The organism is Nocardia amamiensis (genome assembly GCF_015477605.1).
Lineage (GTDB): Bacteria > Actinomycetota > Actinomycetes > Mycobacteriales > Mycobacteriaceae > Nocardia > Nocardia amamiensis_A.
Genome location: NZ_JADLQX010000022.1, coordinates 45,195 through 59,404 on the forward strand (window position 1 = coordinate 45,195; position 14,210 = coordinate 59,404).

At 65.3% G+C, this 14,210-nt stretch carries 18 protein-coding genes; 9 read left to right on the forward strand and 9 right to left on the reverse strand.

Annotated features, from left to right (window positions below; genetic code table 11):
• Nucleotides 1-53 precede the first annotated feature (53 nt).
• A complete protein-coding gene (locus IU459_RS25925) occupies nucleotides 54-710 on the reverse strand; it encodes a hypothetical protein (RefSeq protein ID WP_195132181.1) in 657 nt (218 codons plus the stop codon).
• Between the two features lie 18 nt (nucleotides 711-728).
• Here IU459_RS25925 and IU459_RS25930 point away from each other — a divergent pair, with 18 nt between their 5' ends.
• The 3 genes from IU459_RS25930 to IU459_RS25940 all read left to right on the forward strand — a co-directional run bounded on the left by IU459_RS25930 (nucleotide 729) and on the right by IU459_RS25940 (nucleotide 3,048).
• Nucleotides 729-980, forward strand: a complete 252-nt coding sequence (locus tag IU459_RS25930; RefSeq protein ID WP_195132182.1) for a hypothetical protein — start codon at nucleotides 729-731, stop codon at nucleotides 978-980.
• 296 nt (nucleotides 981-1,276) lie between these two features.
• A complete protein-coding gene (locus tag IU459_RS25935; protein ID WP_195132273.1) occupies nucleotides 1,277-1,441 on the forward strand; it encodes a hypothetical protein in 165 nt (54 codons plus the stop codon).
• A gap of 545 nt (nucleotides 1,442-1,986) precedes the next feature.
• Entirely contained in the window at nucleotides 1,987-3,048 is a 1,062-nt protein-coding gene (locus IU459_RS25940) for a DUF3068 domain-containing protein (protein ID WP_195132183.1), read from the forward strand.
• A gap of 54 nt (nucleotides 3,049-3,102) precedes the next feature.
• On the opposite strand, the gene IU459_RS25945 is transcribed toward IU459_RS25940, so the two are convergent.
• Nucleotides 3,103-3,255 carry a hypothetical protein gene (locus IU459_RS25945; RefSeq protein ID WP_195132184.1) on the reverse strand — a complete coding sequence of 51 codons (153 nt, stop codon included), beginning with the start codon at nucleotides 3,253-3,255 and terminating at the stop codon, nucleotides 3,103-3,105.
• Between the two features lie 174 nt (nucleotides 3,256-3,429).
• On the opposite strand from IU459_RS25945, the gene IU459_RS25950 reads away from it, so the two are divergent.
• Entirely contained in the window at nucleotides 3,430-3,678 is a 249-nt protein-coding gene (locus IU459_RS25950; RefSeq protein WP_195132185.1) for a helix-turn-helix domain-containing protein, read from the forward strand.
• Nucleotides 3,679-3,683: 5 nt separating this feature from the next.
• Here IU459_RS25950 and IU459_RS25955 read toward each other — a convergent pair whose 3' ends face one another.
• From IU459_RS25955 to IU459_RS38710, 3 genes are all read right to left on the reverse strand, one after another.
• On the reverse strand, nucleotides 3,684-4,271 hold the full coding sequence (locus IU459_RS25955; protein ID WP_195132186.1) for a VanZ family protein: 588 nt from the start codon (nucleotides 4,269-4,271) through the stop codon (nucleotides 3,684-3,686).
• A gap of 156 nt (nucleotides 4,272-4,427) precedes the next feature.
• Complete coding sequence (locus tag IU459_RS25960; RefSeq protein WP_324199027.1) at nucleotides 4,428-5,342, reverse strand: transposase; 915 nt, start codon at nucleotides 5,340-5,342, stop codon at nucleotides 4,428-4,430.
• 13 nt (nucleotides 5,343-5,355) lie between these two features.
• Nucleotides 5,356-5,664 carry an IS110 family transposase gene (locus IU459_RS38710; RefSeq protein WP_228838520.1) on the reverse strand — a complete coding sequence of 103 codons (309 nt, stop codon included), beginning with the start codon at nucleotides 5,662-5,664 and terminating at the stop codon, nucleotides 5,356-5,358.
• Nucleotides 5,665-6,023: 359 nt separating this feature from the next.
• Here IU459_RS38710 and IU459_RS25965 point away from each other — a divergent pair, with 359 nt between their 5' ends.
• The 3 genes from IU459_RS25965 to IU459_RS25975 all read left to right on the forward strand — a co-directional run bounded on the left by IU459_RS25965 (nucleotide 6,024) and on the right by IU459_RS25975 (nucleotide 8,081).
• Complete coding sequence (locus IU459_RS25965; protein WP_195132187.1) at nucleotides 6,024-6,428, forward strand: DUF732 domain-containing protein; 405 nt, start codon at nucleotides 6,024-6,026, stop codon at nucleotides 6,426-6,428.
• Between the two features lie 220 nt (nucleotides 6,429-6,648).
• Nucleotides 6,649-7,017, forward strand: coding sequence for a hypothetical protein (locus tag IU459_RS25970; protein ID WP_195132188.1), 369 nt, complete (start codon nucleotides 6,649-6,651; stop codon nucleotides 7,015-7,017).
• A gap of 473 nt (nucleotides 7,018-7,490) precedes the next feature.
• Complete coding sequence (locus IU459_RS25975; protein ID WP_195132189.1) at nucleotides 7,491-8,081, forward strand: LppA family lipoprotein; 591 nt, start codon at nucleotides 7,491-7,493, stop codon at nucleotides 8,079-8,081.
• A gap of 42 nt (nucleotides 8,082-8,123) precedes the next feature.
• On the opposite strand, the gene IU459_RS25980 is transcribed toward IU459_RS25975, so the two are convergent.
• Together IU459_RS25980 and IU459_RS25985 are read right to left on the reverse strand one after the other, a co-directional pair.
• Nucleotides 8,124-8,363 (reverse strand): hypothetical protein, encoded by a 240-nt coding sequence (locus tag IU459_RS25980; protein ID WP_195132190.1) that lies wholly within the window; start codon nucleotides 8,361-8,363, stop codon nucleotides 8,124-8,126.
• Between the two features lie 931 nt (nucleotides 8,364-9,294).
• The gene (locus IU459_RS25985; RefSeq protein WP_195132191.1) at nucleotides 9,295-9,681 is read right to left on the reverse strand and encodes a nuclear transport factor 2 family protein; all 387 of its coding nucleotides are present in this window, start codon (nucleotides 9,679-9,681) and stop codon (nucleotides 9,295-9,297) included.
• A gap of 238 nt (nucleotides 9,682-9,919) precedes the next feature.
• Between IU459_RS25985 and IU459_RS39790 the strand changes: the two genes are divergently transcribed.
• Nucleotides 9,920-11,041, forward strand: coding sequence for a PucR family transcriptional regulator (locus tag IU459_RS39790; RefSeq protein WP_195132192.1), 1,122 nt, complete (start codon nucleotides 9,920-9,922; stop codon nucleotides 11,039-11,041).
• A 219-nt stretch (nucleotides 11,042-11,260) separates the two neighbouring features.
• Entirely contained in the window at nucleotides 11,261-12,667 is a 1,407-nt protein-coding gene (locus IU459_RS25995; RefSeq protein WP_195132193.1) for a selenium-binding protein SBP56-related protein, read from the forward strand.
• 163 nt (nucleotides 12,668-12,830) lie between these two features.
• On the opposite strand, the gene IU459_RS26000 is transcribed toward IU459_RS25995, so the two are convergent.
• Entirely contained in the window at nucleotides 12,831-13,325 is a 495-nt protein-coding gene (locus IU459_RS26000; protein WP_195132194.1) for a GbsR/MarR family transcriptional regulator, read from the reverse strand.
• A 70-nt stretch (nucleotides 13,326-13,395) separates the two neighbouring features.
• Nucleotides 13,396-14,175 carry an ABC transporter permease gene (locus IU459_RS26005; protein ID WP_195132195.1) on the reverse strand — a complete coding sequence of 260 codons (780 nt, stop codon included), beginning with the start codon at nucleotides 14,173-14,175 and terminating at the stop codon, nucleotides 13,396-13,398.
• Nucleotides 14,176-14,210 lie beyond the last annotated feature (35 nt).

Consider the following 14,210-nt stretch of genomic DNA (forward strand, 5'->3'; position numbering starts at 1 on the left):
GGTGAGATTGCTCGCCGATTGCCGCCAGTCGCGCCGCGACATACCCCGTCGAGTCAGTCGAGTACCTCGGCGGGTGTTCGGACGGCTATTTCGCCGCCCAGTTCGTAGTTGCCGGACAGCCGCAGTCCGTCTCCGCTCCAGAATCGGCCAGGGTCGTACCAGTCGGGGCTACGGTGTTGCGGTAGCAGTCCCATCGCTTGGTATGTCGCAGCGACGATTTCGGCGCAGTACGCGTTCTCCAGTTCCCGGGCGGCCGGTCGACTCGCTTTGCGGCGGGGGAGGCGCGCACGGCCGCGCAGCCAGCGCCCGGCAAGGGCGGCGGTGGAGGGGAACGGGGTGCCGTCGAGCCGGGCGATGGTGCGCAGCACGCTTTCCTCCATCTCTGGAGTGACAGGAGGGTCCAACTGGCGCAACCAGGCCTGCTGACCATAGCGGTGTGCCCAGACCAGCACGGCATCGCGCAGGTTGTGCAACTGGACGCCGCGGTGCGTGTTTCCCGACCACATGTCGGGCAGGGATCTCCCGAGCTCCGCGTGCCAGATCAGGGCGGGCAGATCGTCGATCACCACCGACATGCCGACATGGTTCACCGGACTGTTCGTCGTCATACGGATCACCCGGTCGGCTGTCGAATGCCCTCGGAAAAGCCAGATATCACCCGTTCTGGTGACCTCGACCGCTCGGTCGAGACTGATGCCCGTCCCCGTCATGGTCGTAGCCTATGCGGTATGAGGTGGTGGAAGGTGTTGGGATTGGCGGGTGCGGCCGGTGTGGTAGCCACCGGTGTCGTGGTGGTGCGCGCCGAGCGCCGCCGCCGCGCCTACACCCCGGATCAAGTCCGCGAACAACTGCACGTGCGATTCGCCCAGGCGGCATCGGCCCCGGAAGCCGTCGAAACCGCTCCGAAACCGCGGACTCTCGCCGGTATCCGCGGGCATGCCCAGCGATGGTTCCGGCGCCGGTCAAGCATGGCGAAGTGAGCGCGCCAAGCCGCGCAAGCAATTCGGGTTCATCCGATCGAGTCCGAATGCTTAGATCAGCGCCATGTGGATGGTCCTCGAAGGCCACCAAACCTGGCGCGAGGCCGGAGGCGGCGCGGGAGAGCTTCTTCTCTGCGCACTGGGAATACCACGCGACGAGGCCCGCCGAATCGCCTCCTCCCCGCTGCCCTCGATCCCCCTCGAGTTCTGACTCCGAGCCCATTTCATGCCAGGGAGAGAACTGCGTCGAAGAATTCGTCGCCAGCGCGCAGTCGTGGGTCGGCATCAAGGCCGTGATGTTCGGTCGTGCCGTCGGCACCCTGCCGACTTTCGGCATCGCTATCCCCATCGTCAATCACCTCGGCGACATCAACCGGGAACTCGCTTACGCCCGAGCGCATTCCGGTATCTCCGGACTCCGGCTCGTACTGGGCACCGAACCGTTCAACCACAACCGATGAGGGCTAGGGAGATTTCGACTGCATCGGCCGGCGGCACGCTTCACTGCGCTCGAGCAAGCCGACCTGAATCGTAATTCGGATCGCACAGTTCGCCCCACGCCGTATTCTGCTGCCGCTGTTCGTCCCACGGAATCCGACCGCATCAACCTGCTCCAGCCAGGACAATCCAGGTTGTGACGAATTCGTCAGTTTCTCTTGACTGAGGCCTGCGTCGTATGTGACGATATCGTCAGTCTCGTGGAGGGAGCTGTCGATCGTCCACTATCACGATCCATATGCCGGTTAGCGCGGTGCAGGGCGGCTCGTTGCCGTACTGGATCTCCGCTGGCCGCCGAGATGCACATCCAGCGCCGCCGCGCCGCTCTGGTTCGGTTCGATCATCCAGCTCGAGCGCGCCGCGCGGTGCTGCGCGTTCGTTTCGTTCGTGCCGAGCTGCCCGACCACCTGCCGCTGCCCGTATCGGGAATCGCGGGCCGCTTCCGAACGGCGCCTCTGCGAGAACCCCTGCAGCGAAGCGGCTGTATGACCTTCAAAGGCGAATCCTTATGACCAAGACTGATTACCTTCCTGTGGATCTCGACGTCGAGCGGGGTGCACAGCCGAGCGCGAAGAATCGGTCGCGCAAGCGATATCTCGGATACTTCGCACTCGCGACCGCCGCCTTGCTCGCCGCGGTCGCGATTGTCCTGCCGAGCTACGTCGCAGACACGTTGATCAAGTTCCCGGCTCAGGTACGGCAGGTGACGATCGCGTCCGGCACGGGCACGATGCTGGATCTCGATCTTCTTTTGCAGGGACGACTCCACGTCGAACACGACGTTCCGATCCAACTATCGACCTTGGTAACCAGCATCGCGCCAACGAATTCCGAGATTGTCACACTGCGCGTCGCGCAGCAGTCGACGAGGCTGGACCGCTCAGGTCAGGCAAGTCTTGTCGATGCGCTGGTCGACCAGGTGAGCATGAACCGGGCCAGCGGCGCATCACAACGACGTCCAGCACTAACGGTTTTCGAACCCGGTCAAGACCCGCTCGAGACGGTACGCAACGGCTTGCAGTACAAGCTTCCTTTCGACACCGGCAAGCGCGACTACACCTACTTCGACGTCATCTCCCAACAGGAGACCCGCTTGCAGTACGTCGATGACGCCACTGTGCGAGACGGCTTGCGGCTACTGCATTTCCGTGTTGACATACCCCCGGCCGAGCTGTCCGGCCTGCTGCCGACACGGGGGCGTCTCACACTCCCCGCGCAGACGGTGGGGCGAAGCGGCGACGAGGAATCGATCACGATGTCGCTGTACTACTCCGCCATCCGCGACTTCTGGGTAGACTCCATCACCGGCGCGATCATTGTAGTGAGCGAGCATCAACGTCGGTATCTGGCCACCGCCGTCGACGATCCCGCCCCTGTCACCGTCTTCGAGGGCAACCTGCGCTTCGACGAACAGACCATTGAAGAAATGGTCACACAATCGCAGGAAGCGCGAGAGCAGATCGCTGTCTTGCGCACGTATGCCCCCGTGGCCGCCGCGATTACAGCGATGGCCGCATTGGCCTTCGGTGTCTGGCGACTGAGGACATCGCGTCGGTGCGCTGCGCGGTGAGTCGGCTGCCGGACAGTCCGCCACCTCTCCGGCAGCGCAGCCGAGTCGGGGTGACTATCCGGCTGCGCGAACGACGGGCACCGTGCGCTCCACGCTGTAGGCGTGCACCGCGGTGAAAGCTGTGCGCTGCTCTTCGACGAGGGCCGCGACCTGCGCCGTGCCGAGCAAATCGGCCACGGCCGCTCGGCTTTCGGCTCCGAATATCACCGCGCCGTGATAGCGGTACTAGTGTTCCGCGCCTGAAATCCGTTGCTTAATTGTAGGATTCGGCGGTGGGGAGGACTGGGCGGCCGAGGTCTGGGGCGGATTTGGTGGTGACCGAGGGCAGCGTCGGGAGCTGTTCGGGGTGCGCGGGCGGCGACGTCGACGCAGGCATATGCGTTGCGGTGCCGGATCGTGCTGGCCTGCGCCGAGCCGGGCGCGTTCAACACCCACGTTGCGGCGGAGGTGGGCGTGTCGGCGATGACGGTGCGGAAGTGGCGGGGCCGCTTCATCGAGTACGGATTGGCTGGTCTGGCCGATGAGCCCCGGCCGGGCCGGCCACCGTCGATCCTGCTGGATCAGGTGCAGCAGGTGGTCGAGATGACGCTCGAGCAGGTCCCAACCCAGCGGCCACGCACTTCTCGATGATCTCCCTACTCGGGGAAGGTCGGCTGGCCGACGCCGTCTCGCTCGGAGACGATGCCCTGTGCCGGCGCTTCGGGTAATGCCGGCTCGGAACGGTCGGTAATTGCGCGCGACGCCCACAGATGTCGTGAGAGCTGGCCCGCCAGGCATGCACCGGCCGCGTTGAACAGCACGTCGTCGACGGATGAGTGACGGCCGATAGCGAGGGCGAACTGTGCAGTCTCCACCGCGATCGAAGCTGCTGCTCCCGCCAACAGGATGCGGTACGAGCGGGCGAACCAGGGTCGGCGCACCGGCAACAGGAAGCCGAGTGCGGCGAAGACAAGCAGATTCCCGCTGAACTGCTCGATTACCCGGTCGTCGGCCAGTTGCTCGGCCAGATCACGCAGCGGCACGAGATTCAGCGAACGACCTCTTCCGGTCGGCGTGAGGATCATCCACAACCACGGCGCGGTACCCGTCACCATCCCGACATCGCACAGCGCCGCCCGCCACCCGCGCCGCCCAGCCAGCCACCAGGCCAGGAGACCGGCTACCGGTATCGCGGCGATCGCGGTCACCACGACCCGACCCCACGCCTCCCATGTCCCGTTCACACCGCCAGTATCACCCAGATCACCAGCGCCACAGACCTGGCCGAAATCCCCACCCACACAGCCTGCACTCATCGCCGCCCACGCCCAGCGGAGGTCCCTGACGTCAAGCGAGCGCCAAACCCTGTAGTGGCTCCCCTTTATGTCAAGAGGCGGTGGTCAGCTCGGCGTTAGGCTGTGTGGAGGTAGGTCCGGGTTGTGGCTTGTCCGAAGGATCGGTGTGCGGGGTCGGGCCGGTCGCGCTGGAGTCAGTTGTCGTTCCCGAATGCCTCCCGGGCTTGCCGCATCCCGTCGCCGCTGGTCAGCGAGCATCCGGTGATAGACCACGTTCGACAATCGGCGTTTGAGTGCCCGCATCGACTCCATCGAGGTCTTCCCGGCGGCTCGTTTGCCGTCGTAGTAGACGCGGCCAGGAGTCGGGTTGCGTAGTTGGACGATCGCCATGACGTGCAGGACGCGGTTGATCTTCCGGTTGCCGGCGCGGGAGAGCCGGTGCCGCTGCTGCTGACCGGAAGAAGCATCCAATGGTGCGGTGCCGTTCCAGGACGCGAACCGATCCCGCGACGCGAACCGGTGGACATCGTCGACGTCGGCGAGTAGCCGCGCGGCGCCGGAGGGGCCGATGCCGTTGAGGTCCATCAAGGTCGAGCCACGGTCCACAACCAGTTGCTTCAGTTCCTTGTCCGCGGCTTTGGTTTTCCGGTCCACGACCTCGAGGTCGTCGATCAGCTCCAGTACCAGGCGCAGCCGGACGCGTGCCGCCGCATCGGCTGGTTCGATGGCCTCGGCCAGGGCGCGGGCCTGCATCGCGGACAGGAACCGTTTGGCTCCCCCGGCAACCAGCTCCATGAGCAGCCGGTGGATCCGGTTCAACAGTTCGGTGCGTGTGCGGCCGAGTTCGTCGCGACGATCGACCAGCAGCCCGAGTGCGACGAGTTCCGGATCTGCTTGCACTCGTCGCAAGTTCGGCGACCGCAGCGCGGCCAGCGCGACCGAATGGGCGTCGACCGGGTCGGTTTTGCGGCCGTTGCCGGTGGCGAACACCCGCACCTGCGCCGACAGTTTGGCGGGCACATCGATGACAATCTCACCATGGTGGATCAGCCGGTGTGCCAGGTGCCGGCCGACGCCGTTGCAGCCCCTCGATCGCCCAGACCCGATCCGGGAACTGTCCTGCCGCGGCGAGCATCTTGCGGTACCCGGTGGTGTCGGTGCTATATCGGCCGGTCGCCAGCACGGTGGAGGACTGGTCGATAATTTCGATGGTGGCCGAGCGTTTATGCGGGTCCATTCCGATGATGACCGTCACGGTGTCCTTCCAGAAGTCCGAACGAACTGGGTGTCCGTGCGGGAAGGGCACCGCTACTTCGAGCCAGGGCAGACCCCTTCCAGCCACGCCCGCACGGTAATCCGGTGGGACGCAAGCCATTAGTGAGCCACACCAAACAAGCCGGGGGCAGCCGATTAGGGAGCCTCCCACCGGGCACCTGGGACTCGATCCTGGCCGGGATCAAGCCCTGACACCAGTCTTAAGTAGCCGATTACCGGACGCCGGGCAGGATCGGCGTGCGTAGCATCCTGGGCGATGATCGGAGGGGATGTCGGAGGTTGCGACCTCGACGGCGGTTGATGCCGCGGGTGTGCTCTGGCCGGTTGTACTTTCGTCTGGGTGAGTCCTCGATGGAGCTCGTGGGGTCCAGTGGCGTAGCGCGAATTGACGCCCGGCGGAGTTCGGCGACCTCGCTTACGATCTTCGTGGCGATCACCTGGTCGCGCTTTTGTCCCACGATTGGAATCGTCTTGCTCTTCTCGAAGATCGCTACAGGGCTCGCCGCCGCGGCCGCTGCTGTTCTGTTCGCCGCCCCCGCCTCGGCATTGCCGTCGGCAGAGCTTCAGCCGGTCGCGAGGGCCCACAACTACGGCCCGTTACAGGACGCGCATTTCGGGTTCCTGCTCATCCAGCGGGATGGCATTCAGGTACTTCCCGACATCATCTCGGAATTCCCGGGCATTACCGAGGGCGGCCATGCCGTCTGCGATCTGCTTGCGGACGGCATATCGAAGCACAGTCTGGCCGAGTTCTTGAGCGGGGGAACAGGCGAGTTCGGCTCGGCGATGGCCTTCGTGAACGCCGCCGAGACTGCCTATTGCCCCGGCTGATGCCGGTGCATGGCTGGCCCGCCCTGAACGTTCGCCTCTTCCTCGCTGGCTCTCGCAACGCACTCTGTTGCCGCGTGGCGCGCTGACCGAACCGGCCGGCGCGGCCGGGCGAAGATCAACGGGCCGAGCTGATCTGCCCCCGGCCGAACTCACCATCGTGCCGAGGTGCGGGGCACTGCTGAGTAAGGCGTGGTCGGGCCCTTTCTGTTTGAATGCGGCCTTGCTGATCGGAGGGGTATTCATGTCGGCTTATGGTCCAGCGCTTTTCGTTTACCGGAAGGACGGCGCGGATCTGTCGGAGCAGGAGCAGAAGCAGGTATTCGAGCTCGTTCGAGCTGTTTGTATGGACCTGAGAATGACCGACGTTGAGGGGTTTCCGGTCGAACCGTCGAACTATGGCTACGACGAGGAAGAGGCCAGGTCGCTGGGAATCCTGCTGTACTCCTCGTATGCCTACGCCGGAATGCCTGAAGAAGTCCGAGCCGGTGTGGAACACGGCTGGGAACAGGAGGGCGCAAGAGTGGCGGCGAGGGTCGAGGAGTGCTCTCCCGGGGTCTACGCGTTCATGACATACGGAGTCGAGAACTGACGGCCCCCAGATATCCGCTCATGCCGCTGGGCGCTCGTTGGTCGACTCTCCGAAATCTGGCTCGGATCGATTGGGTGGCACGAACCTTCGCTCGCTCGCAGCCATGGGATTGCGGCGGGATACTCGCACGGGGGCCGCGGCTCCAGACCTGATCACGGAAAGTGGGCCAGATCCCACAAATGACGGACAGAGCCAGCGTGACCCCAGTCGGGTTGATTTCATCAGCGCGCGGAGGTGGCCGAGCTGACCGCGATCGCGGCCAATCGCAAACAACGCCCGACCACCCGGCGAGAAGCATGGTCGGTGACCACTGCCGCAGGACTCTTCGGCGGCGTATTTGTCGCAGCGATCCTCGACGACGTTCGACCCCGGGCGCGGTTCACCATCTTGCCCTCGCGCGACTCGTCCCGAATAAGATTGCGGGAGATGCGCGCTGACGATACGTGCGGCCGCGGGAAGCGGGGGAGACGCCCATGACCGGACTGCGATGGCCGCCCGCCGCACTGCGCCGACTCGCCGCGTTCGCGGTCGTGGCTCTGTCCGCCAGTGGATGCGCGACTCTGCTCGGCGAGCCGGACCCGCCGCCTTCCGCGGAGGAGATCGCCGCCGCCACAGCGGAATTGACTGATCTGCCGTCTTCTGAGGTGACGGAGCAGCAGGTGACGTCGATCGTCGAACAGATCGCGGCCGCGGCCTCGGCGATCGAACCGGCGCTGCGGTGGAGCTGGAGCGAGGACCGCGTGCTGGGGCCCTGCTACGGACCGTACGCGCATACCGGTGGCAGGCGTGTCGCCCTGCCGCGCTACCTAGCCGACGGTGGGCTCCCCGAGGCGGCGTGGCCCGGGTTTCAGGAGATTGCCCGCGAGCTGGCCGCGTCCGTCGGCGCTACCGACATGCTGCCCGGCAGTAGTTCGTCGCCGGACCGGCACGTCACCTTCGAGGGCGGAGATGCTGCGGACTGGGACAGCAACACCAGGCTGTCGGTCTTCGCCGATGCCCGGTCGATGACGATCACCGCTGCCGTGGGCTGCCGATTGCCCGCAGACGTGCGGGCAACTGGATAAACGCTCGCCGCCACGGCGACCGGTTCGATTCGGCAATCCGGCTCAAAGCAGAGCGTATGCGGAGTTCACACGCGCTTGCGTCCGGTCGATTTTTGCGCACCACTGGTCGTGCAGTGTTCTCCAGTCGTCGGCGGCAGTGCGGATCCACTTCGTTTCCAGCTCTGCGGCGGCCAAGGCGGGTCTCTCCCGTTCGACTTCGTTGTCCGCGTGCGCGGCGCGGTCGACCAGTTCACTCCAGCGATTGAAATCCTGATGTAGTGCGTCTACGACCTTCTTGCGCATAGCAACTCCTTTGGTGACTATAGTGATCTTGTTTTCTCAACCTGTACTTCTGAATAGGGCGCGCCTCACCGGAAGTTGGATCGGCCTGTCACGAGCGTTCGCTACTTCTGCCATGGCTACCACGCCCCTTGCGCCAAGGGCGGCATTGACACCTTCGCGATGCGAGTCGTGGTGGGGGGATAAGGCCTGCGGTCAGACATTGTGGATCGGTTTCTCGAAGAGGCGGGTCAGGTTCCGGCAGCGTGGTGGGACAGCACGGACCGTGGGAGCAAGAGCCGCTGAGGCTCGCCGATGCAGCAGTTCTGGTGTTGTGGGAAACGCTTTAGCACTTCGGCAACGTCACACGATCGTGCGGCTACCGTCTCGTTATCACTGACCACCGCGGTGTCGCGGAGGTCTCGATATCTCCAATATGAGGACCGCGAAGGGAAGTTTGCGGATAGGGAGTCGGTTGCGGACCTCCGCTCGCCACCCTCGCCGGCCGCTTGCCGCATGTGCGTGTCGTTTCGACTTGCACCTACTGGGCGACCGGCCTTCCCGGCCGTCGTTTTGATATCAGCTTGGTCACAGTTTACGCACGGTCGGTTAACCATGCATAGAGCTATGGTGCAAGCCGCGGCCAGAAACCGCAGGTGCGCCAGTGCTTTTGTCGCCCATCCAGGGAGTTTGCTAGCCGCCTGTGACGCATGTCACATTATTCGGCGGTTTGACGCCGGGCTGATGGGTCTACGAACGATCGCTGGCGATGCCGCCGCAATCGGCATCGTCGGCTGACGCCGCTAGCCCCGCTAGCCCCGCTCGGCCCGCTGCGCTGTAGTGCCGAACCAAGCGGCTTGCTGGTCCAGAAAACCCCATCACCGCGGCGATACAGCCGTCCGAGCGGCTTACCAGCAGCGAGTGATCATGGCGCGCAGCGGGTCGAACAGCCGCACTATTGGGCGGCTGCTAGGGCGGCCTGCATAGCGACCCCGTCGACGTAGGAGTGCTTTGCCTTGACCGCGCCGTCTTCGACCAGGACGTAATCCGCGAGGTCGACGTCCACGGGGTTGCCGGTCGCCGCCGTCCCGGTCAACCGCCACTGCACCACCCAGAAGTCCTCTCCAACGCGCAGCGAGACGAGGTGGAATGTCAGGTCGGGAACCAGGGCCAGCATCCCAGCCGCGAACTCGCGGATGGCGGCCGGACCGCGCGCGGGCTCCTGACCGGAGTGCAGATGGAGCACCGAGTCAGCGGTGTGGAGTTCGGCGATCCGATCTGGGTCGCGGTCTACCCAGCAAGCGTGGTAGCGCTCGAACAGTTCGCGGGTGGCAGTGGTCATGATGGGAAACTCCGATCGTTGTAATACAGTCGTCGTCGATGTGACCCGGGAAGTCGTCCGCGAGATCACTCTGATTCAGGTAGCTCCGCCCTTGGTCGTCCTCCATCGACGAGTGACAATCCGTGTGGATCAGGGGAATTCAGTGTCGCTGGGGCTCGTCAGCCGTGGCGACAGGCGCGTGCCGCGACTTCGAACGCCACCGTTGTGCGCACGCACAACGGACGCTAGGTTGACGGCAGTGACCCAGGAGACGCACATCCAGCGCCCGCGCGTTCTTCGCGAGCTGCGCGCGGATTTGCCTGCGATCTCCGCGATGGTGACCGCGCGAATCGAGCATGATGATGAGGACTACAGCGCCGCCGCGCTCGATCACCAGGAATTGTCGACTCTTGTAACCGACAGCCTCGCAGCCTTATTGGACGCCCTCGCCGACACCCCGTACTCGCTCGAGCCCGCACGCACAGCCGGACGCCTCAAAGCCGAGCGAGGGATCCCGCTGGACAGTCTGCTGCACGCCTTCCGCGTCGCGGGATTGGCGTTCTGGGACGTCATCGTCGAACGCGCTGAACCTGATGACCGTCCCGCGCTGCCGCAGCTCTCCACGCGGATGTGGGCCACGGTCGACGAGTACTCCGTCGCGGCGGCTGACGCCTACCGGCGCATAGTCGTCGCCGGGGACGAACAAACCGATCACCGGTTGTTGCGCGCACTGCTCGATCCCGAGCTACCACCGACGCAGCGCGAGGACTTGTGCAGGAGGATGCGCCTGCCCGCTCGAGGCACGTTCGTCGTCTTGGTCGGCGACATCCGCCTCGTGGCGGCCGGGGTGACCACCGTCAGGACCCATCTCGCCGACGACCGGATAACCCTGGCCGCCGCAAACTCCCCGGTCACGCTGCACCGAGCTCTGAACGCCGCCGCGATGCGAGCCGGTGCGAGCAAACCGTTCACCGACCTCGTCTCCGCGCCCGCCGCGCTCGACCAGGCGCGCATCGCGTTCCGGTGTCTGAGCTCGGCGGACACCGGAATACACGTGTACGCCTCATCTCCGGCGCGTGCCTTGATCGCGGCCCACCCCGAACTCGCCGCGGACATTCTCTCGGATGTACTCGCCGCATTCGACCGACTCCACCCCGACGACGCCGACACTCTTGCGCAGACCGCCCTGGCCTGGTACGAGCTCGGCGGCTCGACGTCGGCGGTCGGAGAGCGCCTGCACCTGCACCGCAACACCGTGCTGCACCGTCTCAAGCGGATAGAGCAGCTCACCGGTTCAGCGTTCGCAGTGCCAGCCGACGCGGCGCTGCTCTATTTGGCGCTGCAAGCACGGCTGCTCCGAGCGCCCAACGACCGGTCGTGATCGACGTTATTGCTTCCGGTGCGCCGTTATGAGCTGAGAACGACGCACGCTTCGCCATCGCACCGGCGGTACCTGGCCGACCGACGTCGAAAGGCCGAGACTGGTTACTGCCTGCCCGCGCCATTACGTCACACGACCACACGAGTGGCGCCGACCTCGAATCCGCCGGATCGGGCGACGTGCGCGGGTCTCCGCCTATCGAGAGGAAGGAGGCTGAAAATGAATCACCCGGAAATGGACCCGACCTTCTATCGGAGCGCAGCGGAGGCGGCTGCCGCCCCACCGGAGCGACTGGCATACGTTGTCGCGTTCGACCGCGCCGCGCAGAAGCCGGATGCGCTGTCAGTCATCGATGTGGAGCCGGGCTCGGCCACCTACGGCCAGGTGGTGGGCTGGACCGAGGTGCCCCACCTCGGCAACGAGCTGCACCATTTCGGCTGGAACGCCTGTAGCAGCGCCCTGAAGCACGAGGGCCACCACATGGCGGGACTGGCTCGGCGGTACCTGATCGTGCCGGGTCTGCGCTCGTCACTCCTGTACGTATTCGACACCCAGCCCGACCCGCGCCAGCCCGACCTCTGCAAGATCGTCGACAGCTCCGAGCTCGCGGCGAAGGCCGGCTACTCCCGTCCGCACACGCTGCACTGCGGGCCGGACGGCGTGTTCATGACGTGCCTCGGCGCAGCGAACGGATCCGACGGGCCGGGCGGAATCGCGCTGCTCGATCACGACACGTTCGATGTACTGCGGCAATGGGAGACGGATCGTGGGCCGCAGTACCTCGCATACGACGCCTGGTGGCATCTCAACCAGAACACGCTGGTGAGCAGCGAGTGGGGCACCCCGTCGATGATCGAGGACGGGCTGAAACCGGAGCTGCTGCTGGAAAACAAATACGGCCACGCCATCCACTTCTGGGACCTCGCCGCCGGTCGGCACCAGCAGCGGATCGATCTCGGCGAGCACTACCAAATGCCACTCGAACTGCGTCCTTCGCACGATCCGGACGCCACCTGGGGGTTCGTCGGCGTCGTGATCTCAACCGAGGATTTGTCGGCCTCCGTGTGGCGTTGGCACCGCGACGATGGAACATGGGCGGTCGACAAGGTGATCACCATCCCAGCCGAGCCGGCTGATCCAGACCTGCTGCCGCCGGCGCTGAAACCGTTCGGCGCGGTGCCACCGCTGGTCAGCGACATCGACTTGTCGGTCGACGACGCATTCCTCTATGTCTCGTGCTGGGGTACCGGCGAACTCACGCAGTTCGACGTGCAGGATCCCGCCAACCCGAAACAGACCGGCTCGGTCCGGCTCGGCGGGATCGTGGGCCGCACCGCCCACCCGGCCGCGCCGAACCAGCCGCTTGCCGGTGGCCCCCAAATGGTCGAGATCAGCCGTAACGGTCGGCGGGTCTACGTCACCAACTCCCTCTACGGCGCGTGGGACGACCAGTTCTACCCGGACGGCGTCGGCGCCTGGATGGCCGTGATGCGCACCGATCCCGACGGCGGAATGACCATCGACGATTCCTTCTTCCCGCACGACGAGGACTTTCGAGGTCTGCGGGTGCACCAGGTGCGCCTCCAGGGCGGCGACGCCTCCTCCGACTCCTACTGCTACCGGTAGCTGGCGCTCAATGCCCCTGGTGTCAGCCGCGGTGCGGATCGATGCGGTGGGGCGAGCCGCGATCGTGGTCGAGTCCCGAGAGCTTCTCACCGCAGACGGTGTGAGCTCTCGGGGAGGGATCAATCCTTGCGCGTCCAGGCGAGCATGATCCGTGCCTCGTTTACTATGTGCCACTGCCGTGTTCGGCATCCCACCGATCCAGCAGCGCGGGCAGTTCCTTGCCCATCCACACGAAGAACTCGTGCATATCCCGCACTCGCGCCGCGCCTTCGCTGTTCGCGTCGTCGAACAGCGCCAGCCCGCGGGAAGTCATACCGGTCAGCTGGTCGTACATGCCGGACTGCTGTCTGGTGAGTTCGGGCAGGATGCCCGGCAGCACGGAGTAGTAGTCGCGGCGGTCGCCGGGCTTGCTCGTCTTGTCGACCCACCGCATGGTGGTCAGCGTTTTGAGCGCGCTGGAGATGGAGCCCTTGGAGGCCTGAAGCGCCTCGGCGATCTGATTGAACGTCTGCTCCGGCGGGTCGCAGATCAACAGCCAGCCGACTGTGCGGCCGGCCATGCGTACCAGGCCCATGCGTTCGAGGACAAGCGCGAAATCCTCCACGAATGCCAGCTGGGCATCGGAGGGTGCGGTGGTCGGTTCGGATGCGCTGGTCATGGGATCAGTATTCTTCCTGCTGGAAACGGGTGCGCGGGGCGGGTTCCGGAGAACCCGCCCCGCGGGGGTGTCAGACGGCGAGGTCTCGGCGGTCGAAGACGGTGAGCGACAGTCCTGCCGCGATGGCGGCGAGCGCCGCCAGCACCGCGAGGTGTCCGGCATTCCAGCCGTTCGCCAGCGGCGAGTCACCGACTGCGTAGTAGAAGGGCGAGAAGTTCTTCAGCCACGACGCCCCGTCGACGATTCCGCCGAGGCTGTTGGCCAGGTATCCGCCGAGCACCAGCAGCGCGGCCAGCCCGAGCGTCTGCGCCCGGCGCCCGGTGACCGCGCCGACCAGCTGGGTCAGAGCGGCCACAGCCAGGCCGAGCAGGCCGAGCCCAGCGATGGCGGCGAGGATATTGCCCGCAGGCACGTCCAATTGTCCCGCCTTGGCGCCGGCGAGCACGCTCAGTCCCAGCACGCCGGTGACCACGCCGATCTGGGTGGCGAGGGCGGCGAACCGCTGCCGGATCAGGCTCGTGCGGCTGATGGGTTGTGCGAGCAGCAGGTCCAGTGTCCCGCTCTCCTCCTGGGCGGCAGAGCGAGCGCCCATGGTGACCGCGAAGATCACGATGAGCAGCAGGCCCATCATGGCGAAGATCGTGGAGTGCAGGTAGCCGGCGGCGGTGGCGAAGTCACCCATGCCCATGGCGTCGTAGACGCTGCTCTGCTTGATGTTCAGCGAGCCTTGCTCTTTGAGTGACTGGTAGGAGGGCAGGTACATCAGTGGCACGATGGCCATGCCGACCGACCAGCCGATCAGGGCGCGCTTCTGTTCCTTCAGCGTCTGGGTGTACACCGAGCGAGTCATGACGAGATCCTTTGTGCGAAAAGTTCTTTGAGTAG

What these genes read in the sequence shown, in the direction of transcription:
- IU459_RS25925 (WP_195132181.1), bottom strand. Translation starts at nt 710, where the DNA reads ATGACGGGGACGGGCATCAGTCTCGACCGAGCGGTCGAGGTCACCAGA.
- IU459_RS25930 (WP_195132182.1), top strand. Translation starts at nt 729, where the DNA reads ATGAGGTGGTGGAAGGTGTTGGGATTGGCGGGTGCGGCCGGTGTGGTA.
- IU459_RS25935 (WP_195132273.1), top strand. Translation starts at nt 1,277, where the DNA reads ATGTTCGGTCGTGCCGTCGGCACCCTGCCGACTTTCGGCATCGCTATC.
- IU459_RS25940 (WP_195132183.1), top strand. Translation starts at nt 1,987, where the DNA reads ATGACCAAGACTGATTACCTTCCTGTGGATCTCGACGTCGAGCGGGGT.
- IU459_RS25975 (WP_195132189.1), top strand. Translation starts at nt 7,491, where the DNA reads ATGACCGGACTGCGATGGCCGCCCGCCGCACTGCGCCGACTCGCCGCG.
- IU459_RS25980 (WP_195132190.1), bottom strand. Translation starts at nt 8,363, where the DNA reads ATGCGCAAGAAGGTCGTAGACGCACTACATCAGGATTTCAATCGCTGG.
- IU459_RS25985 (WP_195132191.1), bottom strand. Translation starts at nt 9,681, where the DNA reads ATGACCACTGCCACCCGCGAACTGTTCGAGCGCTACCACGCTTGCTGG.
- IU459_RS25995 (WP_195132193.1), top strand. Translation starts at nt 11,261, where the DNA reads ATGAATCACCCGGAAATGGACCCGACCTTCTATCGGAGCGCAGCGGAG.
- IU459_RS26000 (WP_195132194.1), bottom strand. Translation starts at nt 13,325, where the DNA reads ATGACCAGCGCATCCGAACCGACCACCGCACCCTCCGATGCCCAGCTG.
- IU459_RS26005 (WP_195132195.1), bottom strand. Translation starts at nt 14,175, where the DNA reads ATGACTCGCTCGGTGTACACCCAGACGCTGAAGGAACAGAAGCGCGCC.